Below are 26,123 nucleotides of genomic sequence, written 5' to 3' on the forward strand. Positions count from 1 at the left end.
TTGTCTTTGGCTGTCGTGACGTGGCTGTCGATTGGCGCGGGGGTGCCGCCGCCGTGCTGGTCGCTGCACTACTGGTGCCATTGGTCGCTGCACCGTGGGGTGCGCCTCATTCTAACCCGCGATGCCTGATGGGCCGGGCTTCACGCGCCCGGGGCCGCGGCGATCAGTTTGTTCAGGGTGCGGAGGTTGCGGGTGGTGGTGGTCGACCGGTAGCGGGCCTTGCCGCTCAGCTTGCTGAACGGACTGTTTCCGATGCTTCGGCGCACCTGCCAGTAGAGCACGCCGGTTCCGGGCCGAACCTGCTCCGTTTCCGGGTCCGGTTCCCCAGCCGCCTCGAGCAGTTCGTCGAGCGCGGTCCGCGCCGATCCGAACACGACATACGGATGCCATCCGTCCCGCTCCGCATCGAATGGGAACGCCCGCGCCACCCTGTCGAGTGCGTCAACGCCGAGCAGCACGATCCACGCCTGATAACCGAAGTTGTCGGAGAGAGCGCGTTCGATTGTGGCCTTGAGGGCCGCGGCATCCGTTTCGCCCGCCGTGAAGAGCACGTTACCGCTCGCCAGAACCGTGCGGACATCCGTGTAGCCGAGCCCGCGGAACACGGCCCGCAGGTCCGCCATCGTGATCGTGATCCCGTTGACGTTGATTCCGCGCAGGAGCGCCACCCAGCCGGCCATGACCGGAGCCTAGTAGCGGAAGCCGGCGGCGGCCACCTTCTGCAGGAAATAGTCGTGGAACCGGTGCTCCCCGGTGATCTCGGGGTGGAATGAGGTTCCGAGCAGGTTGTCCTGCTCGACCGCGACGCAGCGCCCGTCCGAGAGCGTGGCTATCGCGCGGGCCCGGGTCCCGACGGACTCCACCACGGGGGCGCGGATGAAAATGGCGTGCACCGGCGGCTCACCGAGCACCGGCACGTCGAGGTCGGTCTCGAAAGAGAGCGTCTGCGAACCGAAGGCGTTGCGACGCACGGCGATGTCGAAGCCGCCGATGCTCTGCTGCCCTTCGATCCCGTCGATGACGGTGTCGGCGAGCATGATCAGGCCCGCGCAGGTGCCGTAGACGGGAAGGCCGGCCCGCACGGCCTCGGCCAGCGGTCCCGCCACGCCGAACGCGCGGGCCAGTTTGTCCATGACGCTGGATTCGCCGCCGGGGATCACGAGCCCGCTGATGCGGTCCAGTTCCTCTGGGCGGCGGATGAGTTCGACTTCGGCGCCGAGGGACCGCAGTACCTCGGCGTGCTCACGAAAGTCACCCTGCAGGGCGAGAACTCCAACGCTCACGAACGGGTATCTACCAGCCGCGCTCTGAGAGGCGGTGCGGCGCAGCCAGATCGGACACGTTGATGCCGACCATGGCCTCGCCGAGTCCGCGCGAGACGGATGCGATGACGCTGGGGTCGTCGTAGAAGGTGACGGCCTTGACGATGGCGTTGGCGCGGGCCTGCGGGTTGCCCGACTTGAAGATGCCGGAGCCGACGAATACACCGTCCGCACCCATCTGCATCATCAGGGCCGCGTCGGCGGGGGTGGCCACGCCACCCGCGACGAAGAGCACGACGGGGAGCTTGCCGGTGGCGGCGATCTCGGCGACGAGTTCGTACGGCGCCTGCAGTTCCTTCGCGGCGACGTACAGTTCGTCCTTGGTCAGAGCCGACAGGCGGGCGACCTCACCCTTGATGGTGCGGATGTGCTTCATGGCCTCCGAGACGTCGCCGGTGCCGGCTTCGCCCTTGGACCTGATCATGGCCGCGCCCTCGTTGATGCGGCGAAGCGCCTCACCCAGGTTGGTCGCGCCACAGACGAACGGGACCGTGAAGTTCCACTTGTCGATGTGGTTGACGTAGTCAGCCGGGCTCAGCACCTCGGACTCGTCGATGTAATCGACGTTCAGGGCCTGAAGGATTTGAGCTTCGACGAAGTGGCCGATGCGCGCCTTGGCCATCACCGGGATGGATACCTCGGCGATGATGCTGTCGATCAGGTCGGGGTCGCTCATGCGGGCAACGCCACCCTGGGAACGGATGTCGGCGGGAACGCGCTCAAGGGCCATGACGGCGACAGCACCGGCGTCCTCGGCGATGCGAGCCTGCTCGGCGTTGACGACGTCCATGATGACGCCGCCCTTCATCATGTCGGCGAGACCACGCTTGACGCGGCTCGAACCAAAGGCGGAAGTGGTTTCAGTCATAGCTTTGATTCTATTCCTTGGGTGGTGTCGATTCCGCCCGGCGGGTGCCGGTGGAGGGGTATATACGGCTAGTTGCCATCCTGGGGCCAGCCCTCGGCGACTTCGCGCCGCACATCGCCCAGAAGACGGGGAATCGCCTTCGTTCCGGCGATGATCGGGAAGAAATTCGAGTCGAGCGCCCAGCGGGGAACGATGTGCTGGTGTAGGTGCTCGGCAATGCCCGCGCCGGCAATTCGGCCTTGGTTCATGCCGATGTTGAAGCCGTCGCAGTGCGACACCGCCTTGAGCACACGCATGGCCACCTGGGTGAGACTGCCGATCTCGGCGACCTCCTCCGGACTGGCCTCATCGTAAGTCGCGACGTGCCGGTACGGACAGACCAGCAGATGCCCGCTGTTATACGGGAACAGGTTCAGCAACACGTAGGCGTGCGTGCCGCGGGCCACAATCAGTGCCTTCTCGTCGGTCATGCTCGGGGCCAGGCAGAAGGGGCAGTCATCCGGGTGCGGCTGCTGGCCGTCCTGGATGTAGACCAGGCGGTGCGGGGTCCATAGCCGTTGGAAGGCATCCGGAACCGCGGCGAACTCGGACGACTGCTCGAGCCCCTCGAACTCGTCGCTGTGCGTGTCCATCTCAGACCTGGCCCTGGGTCGTGACCTGCGCGCGCGCATGGATCGCGGCGATGATGCGACGGATGGCCTCGTCGGCCGGTACGCCGTTCTCCTGGGTGCCGTCGCGGAACCGGAAGCTCACCGAGCGATTGGAGCGGTCATCCTCGCCGACGATCAGCTGGAAGGGCACCTTCGCCTTGGTGTGGTTGCGGATCTTCTTCTGCATGCGGTCGTCGGAGTGGTCGACCTGGGCGCGCACGCCTGCCGTCTCGAGCCGGCCGATGATTTCGTCGAGGTATGGACCGTATTGCTCGGACACGGGGATGCCGACGACCTGCACCGGGGACAGCCACACCGGGAACGCCCCGGCGTAGTGCTCGGTGAGCACGGCGAAGAAGCGTTCGATCGAACCGAACAGGGCCCGGTGGATCATCACCGGGCGCTGGCGGGAGCCGTCGGAGGCGGTGTACTCGAGGTCGAACCGTTCCGGCAGGTTGAAGTCCAGCTGGATGGTGGACATCTGCCAGGTGCGGCCGATCGCGTCGCGGGCCTGCACGGAGATCTTCGGGCCGTAGAAGGCGGCGCCGCCCGGGTCGGCCACGAGTTCGAGACCGGATGCTTCGGCGACTTCGCGCAAGGTGTCGGTCGCTTCCGCCCAGGCCTCGTCGGTGCCGACGAACTTCTTCGGGTCCTTCGTGGAGAGCTCGAGGTAGTAGTCCTCGAGGCCGTAGTCGGCGAGCAGCTTGAGCACGAAGTTGAGGGTGCTGGTGAGCTCCTCTTTCATGCCTTCGCGGGTCGTGTAGATGTGCGCGTCGTCCTGGGTCATTCCGCGCACGCGGGTGAGGCCGTGCACGACGCCGGACTTCTCGTAGCGGTAGACCGAGCCGAATTCGAACAGGCGCATGGGCAGGTCGCGGTAGCTGCGGCCGCTGGAGCGGAAGATCAGGTTGTGGAACGGGCAGTTCATCGGCTTGAGGTAGTAGTCGACGCCCTGACGGGTCATGTGGCCGTCGGCGTCGTACTCCGCGTCGAGTTTCATCGGCGGGAACATGCCATCGGCGTACCAGTCGAGGTGACCGGACGTCTCGAACAGGTTCGACTTGGTGATGTGCGGCGTGTAGACGAAGTCGTAGCCGGCCTCGGTGTGGCGCTTGCGGGAGTAGTTCTCCATCTCCTGACGGATGATGCCGCCCCTGGGGTGGAAGACGGGCAGGCCGGAGCCGATCTCCTCGGGGAAGCTGAAGAGGTCGAGTTCGGCGCCGAGCTTGCGATGGTCGCGCTTGGCGGCCTCCTCCTGGCGGGCTTGGTAGGCCCGCAGTTCGTCCTTGGTGGCCCAGGCGGTGCCGTAAATGCGCTGCAGCTGCGGGTTCTTCTCGGACCCGCGCCAGTAGGCGGCGGCCAGACGGGTCAGGGAGTAGCCGTTGCCGATCATGCGTGTGTTCGGCAGGTGGGGACCGCGGCAGAGGTCTTTCCAGAGCGTCTCCCCCGTCTTCGGGTCCACGTTGTCGTAAATGGTGAGTTCGGCGCCGCCGACCTCGACCGACTCGTTGTCGACGGTCTCGGCGGCCCCGCCCTTGAGCCCGATCAGTTCGAGCTTGTACGGCTCGGCGGCGAGTTCGTCCCGGGCCTGGTCGTCGGTGACGACGCGGCGCACGAACCGCTGGCCCTGGCGGATGATGCGGTCCATGGCCTTCTCGAGCGACTTGATGTCCTCGGGGGTGAATGCCTCTTCAACGTCGAAGTCGTAGTAGAAACCATCGGTGACGGGCGGGCCGATGCCCAGACGCGCCGCCGGGTTCACGGTCTGCACGGCCTGTGCGAGCACGTGCGCGGCCGAGTGGCGCAGGATGCTGAGGCCGTCGGGCGAGCCGATGGTCACCGGTTCGACGACATCCGTCGGAGTCACCGTCGTGGCGAGATCCTTGAGCTCGCCGTTGACGCGCATTGCGACAACGGACCGGTCGGTGAATAGCTCAAAGCCGTCAGCCACGTGTATTACTCCTTCAGTATTGTTCGAACCCCAATAACTTTAGCGGCGCGCCTCGACCACGACGGGCACGGCCATTTTGGGCAAAGAAAAACCCCCGAGTTACCGGGGGTTTGCCTGTGGGCGATACTGGGATCGAACCAGTGACCTCTTCCGTGTCAGGGAAGCGCGCTACCGCTGCGCCAATCGCCCATTCTCTGAAAAGACAATCCAGAAGTGGAGGTGGATACGGGATTCGAACCCGTGTACACGGCTTTGCAGGCCGCTGCCTCGCCTCTCGGCCAACCCACCACATACGATTCGTACCAAAAAGAACCGGCTTTGCGGCCGATTCCATTCGAGCGGATGACGAGATTCGAACTCGCGACCCTCACCTTGGCAAGGTGATGCGCTACCACTGCGCCACATCCGCACTTATCAACGTTTCCGCTGACTTGAAAGACTCTAGCCGATTCCGGCCGAACCCGCCGCACCCTCCCCGGCGATTCATCGCGGCGAGCCCGAGGAAGGCCCGACTGCACCTGGATTTCCGGTGCTGTGCGGGCAAAAAAACCCCCGCTTTACCGGGGGTTATCTGTTTCCCAACTCTGTGGGCGATACTGGGATCGAACCAGTGACCTCTTCCGTGTCAGGGAAGCGCGCTACCGCTGCGCCAATCGCCCATTTCCTGAAAATCATTCCTGCATTGCGACTTCCGGGATTGGAGGTGGATACGGGATTCGAACCCGTGTACACGGCTTTGCAGGCCGTTGCCTCGCCTCTCGGCCAACCCACCACTTGGGATTCGTACCGAAAGAAACCGGCCTCGCGGCCGATCCCATTCGAGCGGATGACGAGATTCGAACTCGCGACCCTCACCTTGGCAAGGTGATGCGCTACCACTGCGCCACATCCGCAACTGCCCGCATTTCTGCGCGCTTGGAAGACTCTAGCCGATAGTCCTGTTCATATTCAAACCGAGTCGTTCCGGCGTGTTGAGGCCCCCACGATGTGCGCCTTCCACCCGGTCTGGGTTAGTATCGAGACTTGTGGCTACAGTACGAGGCCACAGGGGCGATTGGCGCAGTTGGTAGCGCGCTTCCTTCACACGGAAGAGGTCATCGGTTCGAGTCCGGTATCGCCCACAGCCAAGAAAAAGCCCCGAAAGTCGGGGCTTTTTCTTTTTCTCGGTACGGGTTGGAGACCACATGCGCGGCCCGGTCAGGCCCGCTTCCCGGAGATCGTCCGGGCAAGCCAGACGATCAGCGCGATCACGACGAGCACGATGCCGACCCAGATTAGGAAGTTGAGCGACTCGACGAACCCTCCGGTGAACAGAAGCGCGATGGCGATGATGGCAACAATGACGAGGAGTACGTTCATCCTGCTCGCCGTCCTTTCTTTTGATTGACGTGCACTGATGGTGTGGAGATGCGGATTCGACTCAATCAGTGACGGCGTCCTTGACGTTCTCACCGGCCTGCTTGAGGTTTGCCCTGGCCTGTTCAGCCTTGCCCTCGGCTTCCAGCCGCTCGTTGTCGGTCAATTTGCCGGCGGCCTCCTTTGCCTTGCCCACGGCTTCCTCGGCCGAGTTCTTCATCTTGTCCGAAGCACTCATGGGGACCGTCCTTTCACTCGTATCCAGCTTTTGCGATCAGTATAAAGCTCCCGCCCAAGGTAATCTAGGCTGAAATCCATGGACGGGCTTGTCGATCTCTGGGGGCAACTCTCCGCCCGAAACGAGCCTCTGCCCGCGATCACGGCCTGGCTGACCATCGCGGCCGCTGCCGTGCTCGTGCTGGTGCCGGCCGCGTGGCGGGTCACCCGCCACGTCATCACGATCGCGCACGAGGGCGGCCATGCGGTGGTCGCGACGGTGAGCGGTCGCCGGCTCGGCGGTATCCGTCTGCATTCCGACACCTCGGGGTTGACCGTCAGCAGCGGACGCCCGCGCGGACCCGGCATGGTGCTGACCCTGCTGGCCGGCTATACCGCCCCTGCCCTGCTGGGGCTCGGCGCGGCACGGATGCTCAGCCTCGGCTACGACATCGGCCTGTTGTGGCTGTCGCTGGCGGCCCTGGCACTGCTGCTCGTGCAGATCCGCAACTGGTTCGGACTGTGGTCCGTCCTCGTTACCGCTGGACTGGTCTTCGGCATCACCTGGTTCGGCACTCCTCCGGTGCAGAGCGTCTTCGCCCTGCTGATCACGGCGTTTCTGCTGCTCGGGGCTGTCCGCACCGTGGTCGAGCTCCAGCGGTCCCGGTCGCGGAGCCGCGGTACCGCCTCCGACGCCGACCAGCTGGCCCGTCTGACCCACATCCCGGGCGTGGTCTGGGTGGCCGTGTTCTTCACCGCGACGATCGCGTGCGCAGGGTTCGCCGGACGGCTCCTCGGCCTGCTTGCCTGATCCTGCCCCGCGGGGGTGCTGCCGTCAGGAGACCGTCGGCACGGCGTGTTTGAAGCCCACGTGGGACGCGGTGAAGCCCAGCCGTTCATAGAACCGGTGCGCGTCGACGCGCGCTGCGTCCGACGTGAGCTGGACGAGTTGAACCCCGAAGGCCGGGGCATTCTGCACGGCCCACCGAATCATGGCTCCGCCGAGCCCGCGGCTCCTCTGATCCGAGCGAACCCGGACGGCCTCGATCTGCAACCGGGTGGACCCGACACGGGCGAGCCCAGGGATGACGGTGAGCTGCATGGTGGCCAGCACCTCGCCCAAAAGCGACGTCGCGACCAGCAACTGTTGGGCCGGATCTGCGTCGATTGCGGCGAATGCCCGTTCGTAGGCGACGCGATCTTCCGGCCGGTCGGCGTCGCCTCGGGAAGCGCTGATGGAGTCGTCGGCGAGAAGCCCCACGATTGCAGACAGATCCTGGGACAGGGCGCGCCGAAGGAGCACAGCGCCGGCGGGAAGGGTGAGGGTGACGTCGACCATTCTCCGAGTATCCCAAATACCGCCTTCGCGTCTGTGCTCGGGTGAGCTGGGCCCGGGTCTGGGCCCGAGCCCCAGCCCGAGCCCCAGCCCCAGCCCCAGCCCCAGCCCCAGCCCCAGCCCCAGCCCCAGCCCATGATTGTGCCATGGGGTCTCGCTGGGTGAGCAGCCGGAACCAATTCGACGGAGATTCTCCGGAAAAACGGGATTTCCAAACGATTTAGGGCCGATTTTGACAAAATCTCCGTCGAATTCGTTCGGGAGAGCCTGCCGCTCTCACGCTGCCGACGACAACGCTCATGAAGTCCGCGCTGTGTCAGACCGCGTTGAGTCCGCGTAACGCGGCTTGACGGTTGCGGTCGACTCCATGCGCGAGCATGCGCACGAGATGTCGATCGTGGGGCTGCACCCGGGAGAGTGCGACCCAGGCGACATCCTCCGCGCAGGCGGTCGGGCCGGGGGCTTCCCCGATCGGACCGGCCCCCTCCGATCAGGGCCGCGCCGATGACCAGCAGCACTACGCTCATGATCGTGGCATGGTGGCGCACCAGGAGGTCGACGGTTCGGTCGAAGCCGAGCGGATGACCCTGGCCGGCTCGCTCACGAGCCTGCGCCCCGTCGGCGACGTCCACTCACGTAAGCCGCCGCCGCGGTTCAACACCCGCCAACCGGTCTCGCTCGTCGGCGCATGACAGCCCGCAGACAGACGTGCCAGATTGTCGTGCGCGGTCAGCCCATCGAACTATCAATCCAGGGAATGCTCGATATCGCAGTTTGCGACCGACCGTTTGCAGCCTGGAAACCGGCAGGTTTGACCCACACCCGCAGGAACCGTTTCGGGTCTTCCGGCACCATGTACCGGTCGCGGCCGACCAAGAGCACCGCCCCCGCCTCCGGACGCACCAGAATCCGGGTGAAGCTCGGCACCCGACCGCGATCCGCCGGGCCGTCTCCGCGGCGATCGGACCGCAGCGCCACCTTCTCAGCACGGTCGTAGAGCGTCCGCGACGCCATGCCGCGGGGCCTGGTACGTCAACTTCGACGCCGGCAACCTGCCTGCCGAACGCAGAACCTCCACCTCGAACGCCGGCCTCACCTCGTCGGCACCGACCACGCCTGAACGATCACCACCCTCGCATGCTGACAACTGATCTCACCCGACTCCAACGCGGCGCGGGCCAGCCCGAAGCGACGCGCGCCTCGACCGGTTCCGCCCGCCGAGCGAACGCCCCGTCCTACCTTGCCTCGATAGCGTCGGCCCGCGACTCAGCCGGCGGCGCCGAACCAGGTGGTGACCCCGGGCGAATACAGCACGGAATCCGGCTCGCGTCCGGCCAGCCCGGGGAACCCCGCCACGGCGAGCAGGGTGTCGTCAAGGCTCACCAGTTCGGCCTCGAAGAGCTCCCACGGCTCATGGTGGTTGCGCAGGTGCACCGTGCGGCCACGCGTACGGGTGAATAGAGCCCAGCGGGCGGTCAGGAAATCGGCGAGCGGGTCGCCGAAGACCGGGCGGGCAGTCGGCCGCACCACGATCTCGGTGTGCGCCCCGGCGGCCAGGTGTCGGCGCGCGGTGTAGCGGTATTCCCCCGCCCCGACCTCAAGCTTGGTGCGGGACCACATGTACGGGATCGAGAACAATGCCCGGGCCGCCAGCACAGCCGCCAGCCGGGAGGCCTCCAGCGAGACGAAGACCACGCCGCGGTGCCCGTTCGCATCCACCGCGTACAGGCGCACGTTCACCTCAACGAAGGTGCCGAAGTAGGGAATGGGCGGACTGCCGAAGACGGTGGCCCGGTCCAGCACGAACGGGATCAGCCCAACCCAGCTAGCGCCGTCGAATTCGTCGGGCACGAGACCGTCCGGCAGCAGCGGAGCCACGAGAGCGGCGTCCACGCGCCAGTGCACGAATATCAGATTCGACCAGCGCTGGCTCGAGGACGCTCGCCCGGCCAGCAGGGGCGCAACGGCCGAGACCGGGTCCATCGCGGCATCCGTCATCTGGAAATCTCCCCTTGTTCCCGAGCCCATGCGGACCGGACTGCGGCATTCTGTGAACATCAACGCTACTCGCACCGGGACCAGGTCGACGCCCTCGAAATGCGAGCGATCCAGGCGCGAAGGCCTGAATCAGCGTCCGACCTGACTGCGTGCTATGCCTCGACGGCCGGCGCGGCCAGAGCGCTGTCGACGTCGGCCTGCTGGGCGGTCGTGAGTGAGGCCTGTGGCTTGGCGGTTTTGGTCGCGGCCGCTCCGACAGCGGCTCCACTGACGAGGTTGCCGAGCAGTTCCCGGATGCCGATACCCATGGTCGACTTGAGCACGCCGTCGACCTCGGTGATACCGGAAGCGACATTCTTGGTCAGTTGGCTGGCGCCATCCGTGGAGATGACCGTCAGGTTGTCGATGTTCGACATCGGAGCGGCCAGCTCGCGGGCGATCTCGGGCAGCATTTCCACCATGCGAAGCTGGATCAGCGCCTCACTCTGCTCGGCGACGGCCTCGGCGGACAGCCGGGTAGCGGTCGCCTCAGCGGTACCGCGGGCGAGGATGGCGTCGGCCTCGGCCTGCCCCTCCGCGCGGAGGGCCTCGGCGTTGGCGATGCGGCTGTCGCGGTCGGCGTTCGCGCCGGCCACGGCGGCCTCCGCCGCCGCGATGGCGGTCACCCGGATGCGGTACGCCTCGGCGTCGGCGATCGCGTTGACCTCGGACTCAAGCTCGGCCTTGCGGAGAGATGCGCGCCGCTGGGCGGTGAGCTCCTGCTCCTGCACGATGGCCTGCTGGGCCTTGGCCTCGGCCAGCGGCTTGGCCGCGGCGGCTTCGGCGGCGGCCTTGTCGGTGTCCAGCTGCAGCGCCGCTTTTCGAAGTGCGAGCGTGTTCTGGGCCTCGGCGATGGCCTGCTCGGCCAGAATGGCGGCCTCCTGTGCCTCCCGGTTGGCCGCGTGCTCGGCAACCTCGGCCTGGCGCCGCACCTTGGCCTGCTCGGCGCGTCCGAGGTCCCGGATGTAGTCGTTCTCGTCAGTGATGCCCTTAATCTCGAACGAGTCCACGTCGACGCCCTGGTTGGCCAGGGACTCCCGGGCGGTCGCCAGCACCGAGGAGCCGAGCTCGTCGCGCTTCTGGATGATGGTCATCACGTTCGTGCCACCGATCGACGACCGCAGGGATCCCGACAGTACTTCCTGTGCGAAGCCGTCGATGTTCTTGTCCTGGCCGAGAAACCTCTGCGCGGCGGCACGAATGGCGGCCGGGTCGTCGCCGACCTTCACAATGGCGACTGCTTCCACGGTGAGGGTGACGCCGTTCTGGTCCTGGGCGACGGCCGTGATCTCGATCGCCCGGCTGCGCAGGCTGATCTTGAACGCCTTCTGGAAGAACGGGGTGATGAACACGCCCTGGCCGTGCACGACGCGTTGCCCGGATTCCTCCAGCGTGGCGCCGTCGACGATGGTCTTCTTCGATTTCTTGCCGGTGATGATCAGGGCTTCGTCCGGCCCGGCGTTCTTGTAGACGCTCTTGGCATAGAACAGGCCGATCAGGAAGACGACGATACCCAGCATGATGAGACCGGGGATGGGGCTGAGCAGGAATTCAAACATGGGGTCCTTCCGTTCCGCCGGCACGAAGATCATGCACGTGGCCTGGCACTTCGCGCGGCGCGCGCGGGCACGAGACCCTCGAAGCCTAGTGGTCTGGGTCAGGCGGAACCATTCCCATTCGGGGGGTGCAGGTCAGAGCAGGCCGCGCTCCTGAGCAATAGTCACGGCCCGGGTGCGGTCGGTGTCCTCAAGCTTCTGATAGATGTTGCGCAGATAAGTTTTGACGGTGTTCGGGCTCACATTGTGCTTGCGGTCGATGTCCGCCACGGATTGATGGAAGGGCAGCTCGCGCAGCAGCACCCGCTCCCGCTCGGTGAGCGGTGCGACCGGGGCCGGGGCCGGGGCTGGGGCTGGGGCTGGGGCTGGGCAATTCTCCCCCGGCGCCTGAGCGGACCGAGTCACAATCCGGCTTGCGAAACCGTCGAGGTCCCGCAGCTGCTCAGCCAGGCGCGGCGCCCGAGCCAGACGGGCATCCGCTTCGGCAGATCGTTCACTCTCCTCAGCGATGCCGGCGAGCACGATCCAGGCGCTCACGAGCGTGGACCCGCGCCAACACCGGGCGGCCGGCGTTGCGGCGGCTTCCAGCCGCCCACCGGCGCCGTGGCGGCCCGGGGCCGGCGGGTACGCCAGGGAGAGGAGCAGCACGGCCTCCAACGAGTCCGTACCCAGCACGTTCTCCACCAGGAGCGTGACACGTCGGGCCTCGGCCCGCCCGTCCAGCGCACCGGTCAGCTCGAACCAGGGGATGCAGCACAGGCTCGGCACACGCGGGTGGGCGTCCGCATTCTCCCGCATCAAGCCGTTCAGATTCTCGAGCACCGATCGCCGCCTCGGGTCCGCCGCCGGTGCCGACAGGGACAGGAAGGTCTGGGCGGGCACGATCAGTCCGGAATCGCACACCAGAGGGTCGGCCGCGACAAGCCGTTCCAGCACGCCCTGATCGATCGGCTCGCAGCGTTCGTACCGGCGGATCTGGAGCGAGACCGAGGCGCGGGCCGCTGCGCGGTCGAACGCCGCCCCCGCCACGGATGCCACGGCACCCGTGGCCGGGCGCCCTGCGGCATCCGTCGCCCGAGCGAGTTGATCGTCGATGAGACCGGCGCGGGCCCAGTCGCCCCGGCGGGAGGCCGACACGGCGGCGAGGTCGCCGGCAAGAAGGAACAGCCATTGGTTACCGGCATTCCGCGCGGTCACAACGACCATTCGCAGTCCCGCTTCGGCTCGCTCCGCCTCGCCCAGACCGGCGCGGCACCAGGTCTCCGCGGTGGCGGCCAGCAGGTCGACACCGAGGTCTCGCCGCCCCGGTGCGGCGCGGACGGCGCCCAGCCTGGCCAGACGGTCCCGGATTTCGTCAGGCGTCGCTGCGAAGAAGGCGGCAAGCGCGTCGATCACGAAGGTCCAGATCTCCGCACTGCCGCCGGACGCGAGCCCCACCGCCTCGAGCTCCGCCAGCAGGTGGTCGGCCTGCCCCCGGTCGGGAAAGTACGGCGCGTCCAGGAGCAGCCTCAGGGACGCCGCCACGGATGCACCTGGGTTCCGGCGCGCGCGGCCGGCTCTGCCAGGGCACGGAGGACGAGGTCGGGCGTTCCCCTGAGCACGAGATCGAGACCGAAAGCATCGAGCATCTCGGCGGCGAGGACGGGCAGCCCGGCAGCAAGCGCCTGCTCGAGAGCGTTTTGACCGTCGGCGCGGCGCGCGAACCACCGGGCCGCGGTCTCGTGAGCCGCCGCCGCCACGAAGTCACGTCGCCGCACCTCGCCCCGCAGATAGGCCAGCAGGATCGAGTGGATGCGATACGCCCTGGTGTCGTCGCCGCTCTCCCTGGTGATAAGTGCGCTGGGCCCGGCCAGCCGGTCCAGCCCAGCCCCGGCATCCGCTCGCTTCGTCACCTCGACGGCCAGGTTGACCGAGAGGACAGGCCTGACGGCGGCGCGCAGCTTCGTGTTCTCGTCACCGTCAGCTCAGCCGGCGATGATCTCCGACCGGAGGAAACCGGCCACCGCCGGATCGTCACCGTCGAAATCCACCACCAGCCGTGCGGAATCGTTCCTCCCGTGCAGGAACGGCACGATCAGCAGCAGCTCGCTCCGATCGAACGCCAGGTCCGCCGGCGGCACGTCGACCATGGAGCCGTCGCCGCGCAGTCGCGTCGGCCCTGCGCACGGCCGAGTGCGCCCGGCGACCACGAGACGGATGCCCTCGGGCGCCGACGCGACCAGCTCGCCCACCAGCCCGGCCGATCCGCTTCGACACGGTCCAACCCACCGATGAACACGTACCGGGTGTCCCCGTCGTCTGACACCCCCGAGCGCCGCCCGACCTGCCGCCAGACATCAGCGGGACGGAACCGGCCCGGCTGCGCGCGTACCCAGGTGACCGACTCCCCGTTCCGGTGAAAACGGCCAGCCCAGGACGCCAGCAGGGTCATCTTCCCGGAGCCTGCCGCAGCCCACACGCAGACGCAGCGCGCTTCGCCGGCGATGAGCCGATGAAATGCACCATCAAGCCGCGGCCGTTTCACCTCAGCGGTCGACGGAGCCGGGATCGGCGTGCCGACCCCCGGTGACGGTGCAGCCGGTGACGACGCTGCAGGTGTCACGGCTCCCGGTGTCAGGGCTGCGCCCGGAAGCGCCATCTGAGCCGGTACCCGATGCGAGGTCATAGAGACGCGTCCTCCATTCGCGGCCCCGAGTGGTCGTTCAGCCTCGTCACCGTGGCTCTCGGCCTGCCCCACGGCTAGGGTGCACGCAGTTCCACGGAGTCGAGGGAGTACCAGGCGCAGACCGATCAGTGCATCCGCAGTGTCGCCGGAACCAGTGCCGGGCCCACGGAGGAGATCGGCCGGGCGAAGGCTCTGCACGATGCGGGCGCGATCACCCCGGCCGAGTTCGACGCCCTGAAGTCCCAGGCGCTGTCGAGGTCGTCCTACACCGAATAGGACAGCCACCGAATAGGACAGCACGCACAGGGCGGTGCTGCTTCATGGTTAGACGGCGTCGAGCGCGTAGCCCTCTTCACCGTGCACGATGGTGTCCACTCCGGCCACCTCGTCTTCGTTGTTGATTCGGAAGCCGATCGTCTTCTGAATGATCACGCCGATGCCGTAGGCCATCACGAAGGAGAAGATCGCGATGCCGAAGGCTGCGACGAACTGCACCCAGAGCTGGTTGAGGCTGCCGGTGTCGAGCAGGCCGATGCCCGACCCGAAGATACCGATGTAGAGCGTTCCGATCATGCCACCGATGAGGTGGATGCCCACCACGTCGAGCGAGTCGTCGAAGCCCCACTTGAACTTCAGGTCGATGGCAACCGCGCATACCGCTCCGACGAGGACTCCGAGGACGATCGCCCAGAACGGGGTGAGGATGTTACAGGCAGGGGTGACGGCGACGAGCCCGGCGACGGCACCCGAGGCGGCACCGATCGAGGTGGGCTTGCCGTCCTTGATCTTCTCGACGATCAGCCAGCCGAGAATACCGGCGGCGGGAGCGACGAGCGTGTTGATCCAGGCGAGGGCGGCGACACCGTCGACGGCGGCTTCGGAGCCGGCATTGAAACCGAACCAGCCGAACCACAGGAGCGAGGCACCGAGGAGGGTGAGCGGAACGTTGTGGGGCTTGGAGATGCCTTTCTTGAAACCCACCCGCTTGCCGAGCACCAAGGCGAGAGCCAGACCGGCTGCACCGGCGTTGATGTGCACGGCGGTGCCACCGGCGAAGTCGTTGACCCCGAGAGCGGCGGGAGCCCAGCCGTCGGCGAGGTTGAAGACCCAGTAGGCGACCGGGAAATACACCAGGGTCGACCACACGGCGGCGAAGATCAACCAGGCGCCGAACTTGGCACGGTCGGCGATCGCACCAGAGATCAGTGCGACGGTGATGATGGCGAAGGTGGCCTGGAAGCCGGCGAACGCCAGCCCGTTCAGGTCGGGAGAGAGGGATCCGTCTTCCCCGGCGCCGAGCAGCCCACTCAGGCCGAGCAGCCCGGACGGGTTGCCGAGGAAACCGGGGATCAGCGGCGGGCCGAAGACGAGCCCGTAGCCGTAGAGCACCCACAGCACACCGACAACGCCCATCGCGCCGAAGCTCATCATCATCATGCTGATGACGCTCTTCGCCTTCACCATTCCGCCGTAGAAGAAGGCAACACCGGGAGTCATCAGAAGCACGAGGGCGGCCGCGACGAGGAGCCACAGGGAATTGAGATTCAGGGCTATTTCATCAGTTGTGGCGTCCAACAGGACTGACAGTTGAACCATGGATATGGTTACCTCTCGCTAACTAACAGTGGTTGCCGTCGACGTGCACAGGGTGAGCGGTTGATCGTGTCTCGGCGGGTACAGAGTCAGTTTGAAGTTGTGAGGTTTCGGTGAGTGCGCGCGGATGTTTCGCCCGCGTTACGCGCCGAGCGACGGTGTTAACATCGCGTTTCCGGCGGGCAGAGCGGTGGCCCGGCCTCGATCAGTCGTGGATCAGTCGTGCGGTGGAAGCTCACCTGTGGTCAGCGCCACGAGACGGGACTGGGACCGCTGGTACTTCTTTCGGTAACCGCCGGAGAGCATCTCCTCGTCGAAGACCTCGTTCAGGGGCTGCCCGTTGGCGATGATCGGAATCTCCGCGTCGTAGACCCGGTCGATGAAGGCGACCAGCCTGAGGGCATCCGTCTGGTCGGTCAGCAGGTACACATCGGTCAGGGCGATGACGTCGATGCCGTGGATCAACTTGATGTACTTCGACGGATGCACCGTGCTGAGATGTCGGATCAGGTCGCCGAAGTCGTCCCGGGTCACCGTGGAGCCGCGTTCGACCAGGGCGGGCACCAGCTGGTCCACTTCGTCACGGGACACGGCGATGGCGTGGCCCTCGATGTCGCGCCTGCGGAAGTCGAGGCCGTCGATACGCACGATCTCGAAGTTCGCGGACATCGCCTGGATCTCGCGAAGGAAGTCGATCGCGGCGAAACGCCCCTCGCCCAGCGAATTCGGCGGCGTGTTCGACGTGGCGGCGACGCGGGTACCCGAGGCCACGAGCTCGCCCAGAAGCCGGGTCATCAGCATGGTGTCGCCCGGGTCGTCGAGTTCGAACTCGTCGATGCAGATCAGGCGGGCGCCGGAGAGCTGCCTGACGGTGGCTGCGTAGCCGAGTGCTCCCACCAGTGCGGTGTACTCGATGAAGGTGCCGAAGTATTTCGGTCCCGGGGCGGCATGCCAGAGCGCGGCCAGCAGGTGGGTTTTGCCGACGCCGAAACCACCGTCCAGGTAGATGCCCGGCAGCTCCGGCTTGGGCTTGCGGGTGCGGGAGAAGAAGCCGCTGGGCCGCTGGGCCAGCCAGGCTCCGGCAAAGGTGCCCAGCCGTTCCACGGCCTCAAGCTGCGAGGGGAAGTTCAGGTCAGGTCGGTACGACGCGAAGGAGGCGTGCTCGAACTGGGGCGGCGGAACCAACTCGGCCACGATCTCCGGCCCGGTGATGCTCGGAGAGCGATCGGCCAAACGTTGCACCTGGCTGAGAGCTTGAGGAGCCATGCTGTAGTACCCGGTTTCTGTGTCGAACTGATAGTCCCGGTCGGAGCATCATCGTTGAAGAACGACCGCGGATGCGATCAGGACCCATACCGCGTAGATTCGAAAACGCGGACCGGTAACCAGCCTAAACCGCGCCCATTTGATTCCAGTGTCCATCGGACGCCACCAGGAGGTTCCCCCCATGTCTGTTGATCTCGATCCGGCACCGAAGTTCATGGCCTACGCCCACCCCGAACGTCTGGTCAGCACCGAGTGGCTGCAGGCGCATCTCGAAACCCCCGGTCTTGTTGTCGTCGAATCGGATGAAGACGTTCTGCTCTACGAAACCGGCCACATTCCGGGAGCCGTGAAAATCGACTGGCACACCGACCTCAATGATCCGGTCGAGCGCGACTTCGTCGACGGTGCCGCCTTCGCCGCAATGTTCGGCGCCAAGGGCATCTCCCGCAACACCACCGTGGTCATCTACGGCGACAAGAACAACTGGTGGGCGGCCTACGCCCTGTGGGTGTTCACCCTATTCGGCCACGAAGACGTCCGCCTGCTCGACGGCGGCCGTGACAAGTGGGTGGCCGAGGAACGAGGCCTCACCCGGGACAAGCCCGTTATCACCCCGACCGTGTACCCGGTCGCCCCGCGCAACGATTCCGCCATCCGCGCATTCCGCGAGGATGTCTTCGCGCACTTCGGGAACCCGCTGATCGACGTGCGCTCCCCCGAGGAGTACACCGGCGAACGCACCCACATGCCGGCCTACCCGGAGGAGGGCGCCCTGCGCGGCGGCCACATCCCGTCGGCGGCGTCGGTGCCGTGGGCGCGCGCCGCTGCCCCGGACGCCACCTTCCGCACCCGCACCGAGCTGGACGCCATCTACCGTGACGAGGCCGGCCTCTCCGACGGCGACAACGTCATCGCCTACTGCCGGATCGGCGAGCGGTCCAGCCACACCTGGTTCGTCCTGACCCACCTTCTCGGCTTCGAAGGCGTGCGCAACTACGACGGGTCCTGGACCGAATGGGGTAACGCCGTGCACGTGCCGATCGTGATGGGCACGGAGCCGGGCGCCGCACCTCAGCCCCGCTGAGCCGACCGGCCCACTCGGATTCTGGGGCCTCACGGCCCGCGCATGGCAGAATGAGTGTCGATGACCGCTACCGAACTTCCCGCCAAACTGGCCGAGATCCGCGATGACTTCCTCGAACTCGAGGAGTCCGACCGGCTGCTGCTGCTGCTTGAGTTCGCCGACGAGCTGCCGGCGCTCCCGCCGCGCTACGCGGAGCACCCGGACCTGCTCGAGCGAGTCGTTGAATGCCAGTCTCCCGTCTTCATGTTCGTCGAGGTGGACGGCGAGTCCGCGGTGCACCTCTACGCGACCGCTCCCCGGGAGTCGCCGACGACCCGGGGCTTCGCCTCGATCCTGGCCCAGGGTCTGGATGGGCTCAGCGCCCAGGAGGTGCTCGATGTGCCGGATGACTATCCGAACACGATCGGATTGACGAAAGCGGTGTCTCCCCTGCGCATCCGCGGCATGTCAGCCATGCTCGCCCGCACCAAGCGCCGCCTGCGCGAGGGCGCTGCGTGACCCTGACCCGGGTGTTTCCGGAGCCGGACGCGGGCGGCGATACGGTCGACCTGCCGCGGAGCGTCGACGGGCTCGACCCGGTCAGCCGGGATTGGCTGTTGCGGCGCTACGCCCCGGCGCCGGGCGCGTACCTGCGGGTCAACATGATCGCCAGCCTGAACGGCGGCGTTGCCGGGTCCGATGGCACCTCGGATTCCCTCTCGAGCCGCCTCGACCGCCGGATCCTAGGTGTGATCAGGGAACTTGCCGACGTCGTCCTGGTCGGCGCCGGCAGTGTCCGTGCGGAGGGGTACGTCGTGCCGGCCCGGGCGGCCCTCGCGGTCGTCACCTCCAGCGGAAACCTGGCCGGTCATCGGCTCGAGCACTTTACGCACCGGGACTCCGCACACCCGGAATCCGCGCATCGGCAGCCGGTGTTCATCCTCTGTCCGCGCTTCGCAGTCGGCCGGGTGGAGGCCGCCACGGTCGGGGCCCGCACGACCGTGGTGCCGCTCGACGATGAGAACGGTGTCCTCACTCCGTCCACGATTCTCGCGGCCCTCTGCGCCCTCGGCCTCCCGCGCATCGTCTGCGAGGGAGGTCCGGTGCTGGCCGGGCGATTCTTCGCGGCCGACCTGGTCGACGAATTCTGCCTGTCCACGAGCCCCCAGGTAGTGCTCGGCGGCCGCGGGTTGCTCGAATCGGCCACGGCCGGATCCACCGGATTCAGGTTGCGGCAACTTCTTCTGGACGACCAGGGAGCGACATACGCTCGGTGGGAGCGATCTCGACCAGCCAGTTCGTGATGGCCTGATTCCAACCCTCGCGGTCGTAGTTCCACAGCTTCGTGTGCCGCGCCACCGCGAACGGCAGAAAGGTCACGATGTCGGGTCGGCGCCCGGCCAGGGCGCGGGAGCCGGTCGCGGGCACGAATCCGTCGTCGTCGCTGTGCATCAGGAGCACCGGTAGGTCGAGCTCGGCGGCGCGCGTGACGAAATCGAGGCGTCCGAAGTCGATCGGTTGGGTCTGACCGGTGACGATCTTGCCCCAACGCCGTCCCAGGACCTCCAGAGCACCGCTGGCGATGACCGCGGGCAGGCCGAGCAGACCGCCGTGGAAGCGCGCGACATCCGCCCAGTCGATCACGGGCGAGTCGAGCACGATGCCGACGATCCGGTCGCGCAGCGTTGATCGCGTCGCGCTCTGCAGCACGATCGCGCCGCCCATGGACCACCCCATCAACACGATCTCGGTCGCACCGCGGTGCACCGCGAACGCGATCGCCGCATCGACATCCTGCCATTCCGCGTCTCCAAGGGAATACCGGCCGTCGCCGCTCCGCGGTGCCTCCCCGTCGTTGCGGTACGACACAAGCAGGGACGTGAAGCCGGCATCCCGGAAGACCGGCGCCGCTCGCAGCGTCTCCTGCCGCTGCACCCCGCGCCCGTGCACCTGGATCACCCAGCGGCCGTCCGGCTCCTCGGCCGGGATCAGCCAGGCCGGGGCATCACCGACGTCGGTGGAAACGAGCACGTCCTCGAAGGCGAAGCCGAGGTCCCAGGGCCCGAGGTACGAGTAGCCGCCGAGCCGGCCGCGCTCGGCTCGGGCCAGATCCCCGTGATCGACGCGCAGGATGCGCCGCGTCACCTTCGTGGGCGTGAGACGGAGGATCTCGCCCAGGTGGGCGTGTCCTGTATCGCCCGAGAACCAGAAGCTGTAATCGCCCTGCAGTACGGAATCCGCCGTGGACTGCAGCGTAATCGTTCCCGCCACGAGGTCGACGGAGTGGATCCGCACGTCGTCGGAGCGCGTGGTCGAGGGCGTCACAATCCGACGTGCCATCACGGCCGCCAAAACACCGCCCGCGATCCCCAGCAACACCGTTGCCCCGGCGACTGCGATCCCGCTCACCGCCAGAAAACGCCTCGGGTACCGCCCTGAGCCCGCCCGCTCACGCATGACTACCTCCCCTGTCCGGCGTGCCTGTCCGACTCCGCTCGAAAAAAACTCTAGTCTGCACACGTGCCCGAAACACAAGAAACGCCTTCGCCGGAGTTCGCCGCCGCCCGCGCATCCTTCGCACGTGCCCGCATCCGTACGGAGCTTGTGGTCAATGAGATTTCCGCACCCGGAAACCTCGCTCCGCACTCCATCGCCTTCTCGGCCGACGTGACCCCGGTACGTCACGGGAGCGACTCCGATCTCGGGACCGGACGCTTCATCCTGCTGTATGACCCGGCCGAGCCCGAGGAGTGGGGCGGCGCCTTCCGCGTCGTCTGCTTCGCCCAGGCTCCCCTGGAAACCGACATCGGCCTCGACCCGTTCGTCGCGGGGGTCACCTGGTCGTGGCTCGTCGATGCTCTCGACGCCCACGGGGCACGGTATACAGCGGCCTCGGGGACCGCTACTAAGATTATCTCGTCCGGCTTTGGCGAACTTGCCAAGCAGGGCGATGGCGCGCAGATCGAACTGCGGGCCTCGTGGACGCCGCTGGACCACAATCTCGCCGCCCACGTCGAAGGATGGGGCGAGCTGCTCTGCATGCTCGCAGGTCTTCCACCCACTGGCGAAGGAGTCAGCATGTTGTCCACACGCCGAACCGGTCGTGCTTGATCACCAGGTGATCGATACGCGGGACGCCTACCTCGCGGCGACCGCAGCCCTCAGCGCGGGCACGGGCCCGATCGGCATCGACGCTGAACGAGCCTCCGGCTTCACCTACTCCCAGCGCGCCTACCTGATCCAGATCTATCGGCGCGACGCTGGCACATTCCTGTTTGACCCGCCCGCGATCGGCAACTTCCACGAGCTCAACCAGGCTCTGCGCGATGACGAGTGGATTTTCCACGCCGCGAGCCAGGACCTGGCCTGCCTGCGCGAGGTCGGACTTGACCCCCGACACATCTTCGACACTGAACTGGCCGCCCGCCTGCTCGGAATCCCCCGGGTCGGCCTCGGCACGGTGGTAGAAGAGCTGCTCGGCATCCATCTTGCCAAGGAACACTCCGCCGCCAACTGGTCGACCCGCCCACTGCCGGAGGCCTGGCTGGTCTACGGCGCGCTCGACGTGGAACTGCTTCCCGACCTGCGTGACCGTATGGTCGACATGCTCGCCACCGATTCCAAGACCGACATCGCCGCGCAGGAATTCGCCGCCGTGCTGGCGCGTGAGGCGAAGCCCGTCGGCCCCGAACCCTGGCGCCGCCTTTCCGGCGTGCACTCCATCCGGGGACAGCGTGGCCTGGCCGTAGCCCGGGAATTGTGGCTGGCTCGCGACGCTCTGGCACAGGAGCTGGATGTGTCCCCCGGCCGGCTCGTGCCCGATGCGTCGCTGACGGCGGCAGCACGGGCCATGCCGGCGAACCGGCAGGCCCTGGCTGATCTGAGGGAGTTCAGCGGCCGTGCGAGCCGCAGCGAACTCGACCGCTGGTGGCGTGCCATCCAGAAGGGCCTGGCGTCAACCGACCTGCCGTCGCTTCGGGGCAACGGCGACCTGCTCCCGCCCCCGCGCGCCTGGTCCGACCGCAATCCCGAGGCTGACCTGCGCTACAAGGCCGCTCGCGCAGCCCTCACCGAGGTCTCCGAGGAGCTCGCCATCCCGCTGGAGAACCTCGTCACCCCGGACTATGTCCGCCGGGTGGCGTGGACGCCGCCCGTCAACGTCGATCCCGCATCCGTCGGTGAGGCGCTCGCGCACCTGGGTGCGCGCACCTGGCAAATTGAAGTGACCGCACAACGGATCGCCGATGCCTTTGTGGATGTCCACCAATCGATCGAGCTCTCTTCGGAAGCGGATTCGTAGGATCCGTCCAAGGATTCGACCCTCCACGGGAGCCCCTTTAGGATCGACCGACACCTGATCGATGATGGAGGCAAAGTGGCCGATAGAACAGAAGTCGTGTTTGTGGACGGGGTTCGTACCCCGTTCGGACGCGCCGGTGAAAAGGGCATTTACTGGAACACCCGGGCGGATGATCTCGTGGTCAAGGCCATGATCGGACTGCTGGAACGCAACCCGTCGGTCCCTGGGGAACGCATCGACGAGGTGGCGATTGCCGCCACCACCCAGACCGGCGACCAGGGCCTCACGCTCGGTCGCACGGCGGCACTGCTTTCCGGGTTGCCGAAGTCGGTACCCGGATTCGCCATTGACCGGATGTGCGCCGGCGCCATGACCGCCGTGACCACTCTCGGAGCCGGGATCGGATTTGGCGCCTACGACCTGGCCATCGCCGGCGGCGTCGAGCACATGGGACGCCACCCGATGGGTTCGGGCGTCGACCCGAATCCGCGTTTCCTGTCCGAGCGCCTGGTCAGCGAGGACGCCCTCAATATGGGCGCCACGGCCGAGCGCATCCACGACCGGTTCCCGGCGTACACCAAGGAGCGGTCCGACCGGTTCGCCCTGCGCAGCCAACAGAAGGTCGCCGCGGCCTATGCCGCCGAGAAGATACAGCCCGACCTCGTGTCGGTTGCGATCCGCAGCGATTCCGGCTGGGGTCTGGCGACCCGCGACGAGGCTCCCCGCCCCGAAACCACGATGGAGGGCCTCGCGACTCTCAAGACCCCCTTCCGTCCCCACGGACGGGTCACTGCCGGCAACGCTTCCGGGCTCAACGACGGTGCCAGCGCCTGCCTCCTCGCCAGCGGCAAGGCCGCCAAGGACCTCGGTCTCACCGTCAAAATGAAGATGGTCAGCTTCGCCTTCGCCGGCGTTGAGCCGGAGGTCATGGGACTCGGCCCGGTCCCCTCCACCGAGAAGGCCCTGCGCAAGGCCGGCCTCAGCATCACGGACATCGGCCTGTTCGAACTCAATGAGGCTTTCGCCGTGCAGGTCATCTCGTTCCTCGACCACTTCGGCATCGACGACGAGGACCCGCGGGTGAACGAGTACGGCGGCGCGATCGCCGTCGGACATCCGCTCGCTTCCTCCGGCGTGCGCCTGATGAACCAGCTCGCCCGTCAGTTCAGCGAGCACCCGGAGGTGCGCTACGGCCTCACCGCCATGTGCATCGGTCTCGGCCAGGGCGGCACCGTGATTTGGGAGAACCCGAACTTCAACCGGAAGGCAAGCAAGCGATGAGCAACTACTCCGAACTCGATTTCACCCCGCTGGTCGAGCTGTCGGCCGACGAGGTCGTCACCCACTGCTACGTACACGATGTGCCTCTGTCCGGTGGAAGGACCCTGGCGCTGGTCACGCTTGACAACGGCCGGGACCACACCCGCCCGAACACGCTCGGCCCGAACACCCTGCTCGAGTTCGCCATGGCGATGGACCTTCTCCGGGAACGCGCCGCCCTCGGCGACATCCACGGCGTCGCCGTCACCGGCAAACCGTTCATCCTCGCCGCCGGCGCCGACCTGAGCAAGGTCAGCGAGATCCCGTCGCTCGCGACGGGCAAGCTGCTGGCCCAGTTGGGCCACTATGCGCTGGGCAAGCAGGCCGAACTGGGTGTGCCCTCCTTCGTGTTCATCAACGGGCTCGCACTGGGGGGCGGGCTGGAGATCGCCCTCAACGCCGACTACCGCACCGTCGACGCGACCGTGCCCGCGATCGCGCTGCCCGAGGTCTCCCTTGGGCTGATCCCGGGCTGGGGCGGCTCCTACCTGCTGCCCAACCTGATCGGCATCGAGAACGCGCTCAAGGTGATCATCGAGAATCCGCTCAAGCACCGCACGCTCAAAGCGGCGGATGCTCTCGAGCTGGGCATCGCCGACGTGCAGTTCGCCTCGGCCAGGTTCCTTGAACAGTCCATCGAGTGGGCCGATGGCGTGATCGCCGGAAAGACAAAGGTCGCCCGGCCCAATACGCCCGGCAAGGTCGAACGGCTCGTGAAATGGGATGTGGCCGTGGGCGTGGCCCGCAAGATGCTGGAAAACCGCATCGGAACCGTCGCCCGGTCGCCGTACATCGCCCTCAACCTGCTCAAAGCAGCCAAGAGCGGATCTCGCCAGGAAGGGTTCGAGCGGGAAGACGACTCCCTGGCCGAACTCATCGCCGGAGACCAGCTGCAGGCCAGTATTTACGCTTTCAACCTGGTGCAGAAGCGAGCCAAGCGGCCGGCCGGTGCGCCGGACAAGGCCCTCGCCCGCCCGATCAACAAGGTAGGCGTCATCGGCGCCGGCCTGATGGCCAGCCAGTTCGCCCTTCTCTTCGTGCGTCGCCTGCGCGTGCCCGTAGTCATCACAGACCTCGACCAGGCCCGCGTCGACAAGGGCGTCGCGTACATCCACGGCGAGATCCTCACCCTGGAGACCAAGAACCGTATCTCCCCTGACGAGGCCAACCGGCTCCGCGCTCTGGTCACGGGAACGACAGACAAGGCACAGTTTGCCGACGCCGACTGGGTGATCGAGGCCGTCTTCGAGGAACTCGGCGTGAAGCAGGATGTCTTCGCCGAAATCGAGAAGCACATCTCTCCCGACGCCATCCTCGCCACCAACACCTCGTCCCTCTCGGTCGAACAGATCGGTGCGAAGCTGGCCCACCCCGAGCGCCTGGTCGGTTTCCACTTCTTCAACCCGGTGGCGATCATGCCGCTGATCGAGGTCGTGAACACCCCGCGGACCAACGACGCCACTCTCTCCACGGCGATGGTCGTGGCAGCCAAACTGCGAAAGAACGCGGTCATCACCCGGGACACCTCCGGGTTCGTCGTGAACCGCCTCCTGGCGAAGCTCCTGGGTGAGGCCATGCACGCCGTCGACACCGGAACCCCGTTCGAGGTCGTCGATGGGTCACTGGCTCCGTTCGGGATGCCGATGACCCCGTTCGAGCTGCTCGAGCTGGTCGGCCTCAAGGTCGGCGCACACGTTCTGGACACCCACCATGCCGCATTCCCGGACCGGTTTTTCGAGAGCGCGAACCTGCATAAGCTGGCCGAGCACGGAACCATTCTGGAGCGCGACGCCAAGGGCAGGATCAAGGGCTTCGACAAGGAAGCCGTCAAGATCGTCGCGGGCGGGCAGACCCCAATGACAGCCGAGCAGATCCTACGCCGGATCGAGGACGGCCTCGCCGATGAAATCAAGCGAATGCTGGACGACGGCGTCGTGCACGCCGCGGAGGACATCGACCTGTGCATGATCCTCGGGGCCAACTGGCCGTTCCAGATGGGCGGGATCACGCCCTACCTCGACCGCGTCGGCGCGAGCGAACGGGTCTTCCAGGGCACGTTCCACACCCCACCGATCCGCGGCGTCGCTGCCGCGGCCCTGCCCGCCACCCGCACGAGCGTAGGCGACTGACCGCAGGCGACTGACTGCACCCACTCCGCCGACCCGTAACCTCGGCTCCTTTCTCTTCACGGAAGGGGAGCCGAGGTCGTGGCTCGGCGCAGTGGTCGGCGGTATTTTTCTGCGGCCGGCGGGGCCGGAAGGGTGAGGCCCGCCAAGTGTGGGCGTTGGGGGTCGCACGGGCCGGGGTTTCCGAACCTGGCGTTTCCCTTGCCGACGTAGACGATCAGGGGACCTCGACGTGGGCAGAACGTGCATTCCACGCCCCATCCGAGTCCGGGCCCGGCCCGGCCAGCAACTCTGCCCTGAACGAATTCGACGGAGATTCTGCCGGATTTGGCCCACAAACCCCCGAGAAAGCGGTTTTCCCCCAGAATCTCGGCTCTCCTGCTGCTTCCGTGGGTTAAACCCGGCCGGGGAGCACTGGTTTGTGGCCGCCGAGGCTGAGCATGGCCAGGGCGATGAGGGCGTCGGGTGATTTGAAGCCGAAGGCGATTCGGGTGAGTA

Annotated in this window: 27 protein-coding genes and 7 tRNA genes; 11 read left to right on the forward strand and 23 right to left on the reverse strand. The window is 66.7% G+C overall.

What is annotated here, in order from left to right; all coding sequences use genetic code 11:
• Positions 1 to 140: 140 nt before the first annotated feature.
• The 11 genes from E3O47_RS11930 to E3O47_RS11980 form a co-directional block, all read right to left on the reverse strand.
• A complete protein-coding gene (locus E3O47_RS11930) occupies positions 141 to 680 on the reverse strand; it encodes a DUF1697 domain-containing protein (RefSeq protein ID WP_134420621.1) in 540 nt (179 codons plus the stop codon).
• A gap of 9 nt (positions 681 to 689) precedes the next feature.
• Positions 690 to 1,283, reverse strand: a complete 594-nt coding sequence (gene pdxT / locus E3O47_RS11935; protein WP_104100484.1) for a pyridoxal 5'-phosphate synthase glutaminase subunit PdxT — start codon at positions 1,281 to 1,283, stop codon at positions 690 to 692.
• Positions 1,284 to 1,293: 10 nt separating this feature from the next.
• On the reverse strand, positions 1,294 to 2,190 hold the full coding sequence (gene pdxS / locus E3O47_RS11940; protein ID WP_104100483.1) for a pyridoxal 5'-phosphate synthase lyase subunit PdxS: 897 nt from the start codon (positions 2,188 to 2,190) through the stop codon (positions 1,294 to 1,296).
• 68 nt (positions 2,191 to 2,258) lie between these two features.
• Positions 2,259 to 2,822: an HIT domain-containing protein gene (locus tag E3O47_RS11945; protein WP_104100482.1), complete on the reverse strand. Its 564-nt coding sequence runs from the start codon at positions 2,820 to 2,822 to the stop codon at positions 2,259 to 2,261.
• Between the two features lies 1 nt (position 2,823).
• Positions 2,824 to 4,746 (reverse strand): threonine--tRNA ligase, encoded by a 1,923-nt coding sequence (gene thrS, locus E3O47_RS11950; RefSeq protein ID WP_233191359.1) that lies wholly within the window; start codon positions 4,744 to 4,746, stop codon positions 2,824 to 2,826.
• 162 nt (positions 4,747 to 4,908) lie between these two features.
• A tRNA-Val gene (locus E3O47_RS11955) sits at positions 4,909 to 4,980 on the reverse strand.
• Between the two features lie 25 nt (positions 4,981 to 5,005).
• Positions 5,006 to 5,079 (reverse strand) — tRNA-Cys (locus E3O47_RS11960).
• Positions 5,080 to 5,128: 49 nt separating this feature from the next.
• A tRNA-Gly gene (locus tag E3O47_RS11965) sits at positions 5,129 to 5,200 on the reverse strand.
• Positions 5,201 to 5,378: 178 nt separating this feature from the next.
• Positions 5,379 to 5,450: transfer RNA gene (locus E3O47_RS11970), tRNA-Val, on the reverse strand.
• Positions 5,451 to 5,489: 39 nt separating this feature from the next.
• Positions 5,490 to 5,563: transfer RNA gene (locus E3O47_RS11975), tRNA-Cys, on the reverse strand.
• A gap of 49 nt (positions 5,564 to 5,612) precedes the next feature.
• Positions 5,613 to 5,684: transfer RNA gene (locus E3O47_RS11980), tRNA-Gly, on the reverse strand.
• 155 nt (positions 5,685 to 5,839) lie between these two features.
• Between E3O47_RS11980 and E3O47_RS11985 the strand changes: the two genes are divergently transcribed.
• Positions 5,840 to 5,912, forward strand: a tRNA-Val gene (locus E3O47_RS11985).
• 76 nt (positions 5,913 to 5,988) lie between these two features.
• Here the strand turns inward: E3O47_RS11985 and E3O47_RS11990 are convergent.
• Both E3O47_RS11990 and E3O47_RS11995 read right to left on the reverse strand, forming a co-directional pair.
• Complete coding sequence (locus E3O47_RS11990) at positions 5,989 to 6,150, reverse strand: hypothetical protein (RefSeq protein WP_134371589.1); 162 nt, start codon at positions 6,148 to 6,150, stop codon at positions 5,989 to 5,991.
• 61 nt (positions 6,151 to 6,211) lie between these two features.
• Positions 6,212 to 6,385: a CsbD family protein gene (locus tag E3O47_RS11995; RefSeq protein WP_104100480.1), complete on the reverse strand. Its 174-nt coding sequence runs from the start codon at positions 6,383 to 6,385 to the stop codon at positions 6,212 to 6,214.
• Positions 6,386 to 6,463: 78 nt separating this feature from the next.
• Between E3O47_RS11995 and E3O47_RS12000 the strand changes: the two genes are divergently transcribed.
• Positions 6,464 to 7,174: a M50 family metallopeptidase gene (locus tag E3O47_RS12000; protein ID WP_104100479.1), complete on the forward strand. Its 711-nt coding sequence runs from the start codon at positions 6,464 to 6,466 to the stop codon at positions 7,172 to 7,174.
• Positions 7,175 to 7,198: 24 nt separating this feature from the next.
• Here E3O47_RS12000 and E3O47_RS12005 read toward each other — a convergent pair whose 3' ends face one another.
• Positions 7,199 to 7,702: a GNAT family N-acetyltransferase gene (locus E3O47_RS12005; protein WP_134420623.1), complete on the reverse strand. Its 504-nt coding sequence runs from the start codon at positions 7,700 to 7,702 to the stop codon at positions 7,199 to 7,201.
• Between the two features lie 533 nt (positions 7,703 to 8,235).
• On the opposite strand from E3O47_RS12005, the gene E3O47_RS16035 reads away from it, so the two are divergent.
• Complete coding sequence (locus E3O47_RS16035) at positions 8,236 to 8,391, forward strand: hypothetical protein (protein ID WP_166784710.1); 156 nt, start codon at positions 8,236 to 8,238, stop codon at positions 8,389 to 8,391.
• A 37-nt stretch (positions 8,392 to 8,428) separates the two neighbouring features.
• Here the strand turns inward: E3O47_RS16035 and E3O47_RS12010 are convergent, their stop codons facing one another.
• From E3O47_RS12010 to E3O47_RS12035, 6 genes are all read right to left on the reverse strand, one after another.
• Complete coding sequence (locus tag E3O47_RS12010; RefSeq protein WP_134420625.1) at positions 8,429 to 8,626, reverse strand: hypothetical protein; 198 nt, start codon at positions 8,624 to 8,626, stop codon at positions 8,429 to 8,431.
• 339 nt (positions 8,627 to 8,965) lie between these two features.
• On the reverse strand, positions 8,966 to 9,697 hold the full coding sequence (locus E3O47_RS12015) for a DUF2071 domain-containing protein (RefSeq protein ID WP_134371507.1): 732 nt from the start codon (positions 9,695 to 9,697) through the stop codon (positions 8,966 to 8,968).
• A 152-nt stretch (positions 9,698 to 9,849) separates the two neighbouring features.
• The gene (locus E3O47_RS12020; RefSeq protein ID WP_166785387.1) at positions 9,850 to 11,295 is read right to left on the reverse strand and encodes an SPFH domain-containing protein; all 1,446 of its coding nucleotides are present in this window, start codon (positions 11,293 to 11,295) and stop codon (positions 9,850 to 9,852) included.
• 132 nt (positions 11,296 to 11,427) lie between these two features.
• On the reverse strand, positions 11,428 to 12,816 hold the full coding sequence (locus E3O47_RS12025) for a LuxR C-terminal-related transcriptional regulator (RefSeq protein ID WP_198418031.1): 1,389 nt from the start codon (positions 12,814 to 12,816) through the stop codon (positions 11,428 to 11,430).
• The gene (locus E3O47_RS12030; protein ID WP_134420629.1) at positions 12,801 to 13,184 is read right to left on the reverse strand and encodes a hypothetical protein; all 384 of its coding nucleotides are present in this window, start codon (positions 13,182 to 13,184) and stop codon (positions 12,801 to 12,803) included. Before E3O47_RS12030 ends, E3O47_RS12025 begins: the two co-directional genes overlap by 16 nt.
• Positions 13,185 to 13,256: 72 nt before the next feature.
• Entirely contained in the window at positions 13,257 to 13,523 is a 267-nt protein-coding gene (locus E3O47_RS12035) for a hypothetical protein (RefSeq protein WP_134420631.1), read from the reverse strand.
• Between the two features lie 608 nt (positions 13,524 to 14,131).
• On the opposite strand from E3O47_RS12035, the gene E3O47_RS16605 reads away from it, so the two are divergent.
• Positions 14,132 to 14,233 (forward strand): SHOCT domain-containing protein, encoded by a 102-nt coding sequence (locus E3O47_RS16605; protein WP_255409010.1) that lies wholly within the window; start codon positions 14,132 to 14,134, stop codon positions 14,231 to 14,233.
• A 48-nt stretch (positions 14,234 to 14,281) separates the two neighbouring features.
• Here the strand turns inward: E3O47_RS16605 and E3O47_RS12045 are convergent, their stop codons facing one another.
• Both E3O47_RS12045 and zapE read right to left on the reverse strand, forming a co-directional pair.
• Entirely contained in the window at positions 14,282 to 15,553 is a 1,272-nt protein-coding gene (locus E3O47_RS12045; RefSeq protein ID WP_134342482.1) for an ammonium transporter, read from the reverse strand.
• Between the two features lie 213 nt (positions 15,554 to 15,766).
• Positions 15,767 to 16,816, reverse strand: a complete 1,050-nt coding sequence (gene zapE / locus E3O47_RS12050; RefSeq protein ID WP_134400863.1) for a cell division protein ZapE — start codon at positions 16,814 to 16,816, stop codon at positions 15,767 to 15,769.
• Positions 16,817 to 16,997: 181 nt separating this feature from the next.
• On the opposite strand from zapE, the gene E3O47_RS12055 reads away from it, so the two are divergent.
• The 3 genes from E3O47_RS12055 to E3O47_RS12065 are packed head-to-tail and all read left to right on the forward strand — an operon-like array spanning position 16,998 to position 19,183.
• A complete protein-coding gene (locus E3O47_RS12055) occupies positions 16,998 to 17,900 on the forward strand; it encodes a sulfurtransferase (RefSeq protein ID WP_134420633.1) in 903 nt (300 codons plus the stop codon).
• Positions 17,901 to 17,960: 60 nt separating this feature from the next.
• Complete coding sequence (locus tag E3O47_RS12060) at positions 17,961 to 18,398, forward strand: SufE family protein (RefSeq protein WP_104099618.1); 438 nt, start codon at positions 17,961 to 17,963, stop codon at positions 18,396 to 18,398.
• Positions 18,395 to 19,183, forward strand: a complete 789-nt coding sequence (locus E3O47_RS12065; protein ID WP_134420635.1) for a dihydrofolate reductase family protein — start codon at positions 18,395 to 18,397, stop codon at positions 19,181 to 19,183. The genes E3O47_RS12060 and E3O47_RS12065 overlap by 4 nt, the downstream gene beginning before the upstream one ends.
• Here E3O47_RS12065 and E3O47_RS12070 read toward each other — a convergent pair.
• Positions 19,104 to 20,288, reverse strand: coding sequence for an alpha/beta fold hydrolase (locus E3O47_RS12070; protein WP_166785388.1), 1,185 nt, complete (start codon positions 20,286 to 20,288; stop codon positions 19,104 to 19,106). The genes E3O47_RS12065 and E3O47_RS12070 overlap by 80 nt on opposite strands.
• A gap of 111 nt (positions 20,289 to 20,399) precedes the next feature.
• On the opposite strand from E3O47_RS12070, the gene E3O47_RS12075 reads away from it, so the two are divergent.
• The 4 genes from E3O47_RS12075 (at position 20,400) to E3O47_RS12090 (ending at position 25,628) form a co-directional block, all read left to right on the forward strand.
• On the forward strand, positions 20,400 to 20,990 hold the full coding sequence (locus E3O47_RS12075; protein ID WP_104099615.1) for a DUF3000 domain-containing protein: 591 nt from the start codon (positions 20,400 to 20,402) through the stop codon (positions 20,988 to 20,990).
• Positions 20,983 to 22,179, forward strand: coding sequence for a ribonuclease D (locus tag E3O47_RS12080; protein WP_134342487.1), 1,197 nt, complete (start codon positions 20,983 to 20,985; stop codon positions 22,177 to 22,179). Before E3O47_RS12075 ends, E3O47_RS12080 begins: the two co-directional genes overlap by 8 nt.
• Positions 22,180 to 22,254: 75 nt before the next feature.
• Positions 22,255 to 23,460, forward strand: a complete 1,206-nt coding sequence (locus tag E3O47_RS12085) for a thiolase family protein (RefSeq protein ID WP_134420637.1) — start codon at positions 22,255 to 22,257, stop codon at positions 23,458 to 23,460.
• Positions 23,457 to 25,628: a 3-hydroxyacyl-CoA dehydrogenase NAD-binding domain-containing protein gene (locus E3O47_RS12090; RefSeq protein WP_134420639.1), complete on the forward strand. Its 2,172-nt coding sequence runs from the start codon at positions 23,457 to 23,459 to the stop codon at positions 25,626 to 25,628. The genes E3O47_RS12085 and E3O47_RS12090 overlap by 4 nt, the downstream gene beginning before the upstream one ends.
• Positions 25,629 to 26,123: the final 495 nt, after the last annotated feature.

This window comes from Cryobacterium sp. TMT2-17-1, assembly GCF_004402765.1.
Classification (GTDB): Bacteria; Actinomycetota; Actinomycetes; order Actinomycetales; family Microbacteriaceae; genus Cryobacterium; species Cryobacterium sandaracinum.

Excerpts from the sequence above, each read along its gene's own strand:
- E3O47_RS11930 (WP_134420621.1), bottom strand. The coding sequence starts at position 680 with ATGGCCGGCTGGGTGGCGCTCCTGCGCGGAATCAACGTCAACGGGATC.
- pdxS (WP_104100483.1), bottom strand. The coding sequence starts at position 2,190 with ATGACTGAAACCACTTCCGCCTTTGGTTCGAGCCGCGTCAAGCGTGGT.
- E3O47_RS11945 (WP_104100482.1), bottom strand. The coding sequence starts at position 2,822 with ATGGACACGCACAGCGACGAGTTCGAGGGGCTCGAGCAGTCGTCCGAG.
- thrS (WP_233191359.1), bottom strand. The coding sequence starts at position 4,746 with ATGCGCGTCAACGGCGAGCTCAAGGATCTCGCCACGACGGTGACTCCG.
- E3O47_RS11990 (WP_134371589.1), bottom strand. The coding sequence starts at position 6,150 with ATGAACGTACTCCTCGTCATTGTTGCCATCATCGCCATCGCGCTTCTG.
- E3O47_RS11995 (WP_104100480.1), bottom strand. The coding sequence starts at position 6,385 with ATGAGTGCTTCGGACAAGATGAAGAACTCGGCCGAGGAAGCCGTGGGC.
- E3O47_RS12000 (WP_104100479.1), top strand. The coding sequence starts at position 6,464 with ATGGACGGGCTTGTCGATCTCTGGGGGCAACTCTCCGCCCGAAACGAG.
- E3O47_RS12005 (WP_134420623.1), bottom strand. The coding sequence starts at position 7,702 with ATGGTCGACGTCACCCTCACCCTTCCCGCCGGCGCTGTGCTCCTTCGG.
- E3O47_RS16035 (WP_166784710.1), top strand. The coding sequence starts at position 8,236 with ATGGTGGCGCACCAGGAGGTCGACGGTTCGGTCGAAGCCGAGCGGATG.
- E3O47_RS12015 (WP_134371507.1), bottom strand. The coding sequence starts at position 9,697 with ATGACGGATGCCGCGATGGACCCGGTCTCGGCCGTTGCGCCCCTGCTG.
- E3O47_RS12020 (WP_166785387.1), bottom strand. The coding sequence starts at position 11,295 with ATGTTTGAATTCCTGCTCAGCCCCATCCCCGGTCTCATCATGCTGGGT.
- E3O47_RS12045 (WP_134342482.1), bottom strand. The coding sequence starts at position 15,553 with ATGGTTCAACTGTCAGTCCTGTTGGACGCCACAACTGATGAAATAGCC.
- zapE (WP_134400863.1), bottom strand. The coding sequence starts at position 16,816 with ATGGCTCCTCAAGCTCTCAGCCAGGTGCAACGTTTGGCCGATCGCTCT.
- E3O47_RS12055 (WP_134420633.1), top strand. The coding sequence starts at position 16,998 with ATGTCTGTTGATCTCGATCCGGCACCGAAGTTCATGGCCTACGCCCAC.
- E3O47_RS12060 (WP_104099618.1), top strand. The coding sequence starts at position 17,961 with ATGACCGCTACCGAACTTCCCGCCAAACTGGCCGAGATCCGCGATGAC.
- E3O47_RS12090 (WP_134420639.1), top strand. The coding sequence starts at position 23,457 with ATGAGCAACTACTCCGAACTCGATTTCACCCCGCTGGTCGAGCTGTCG.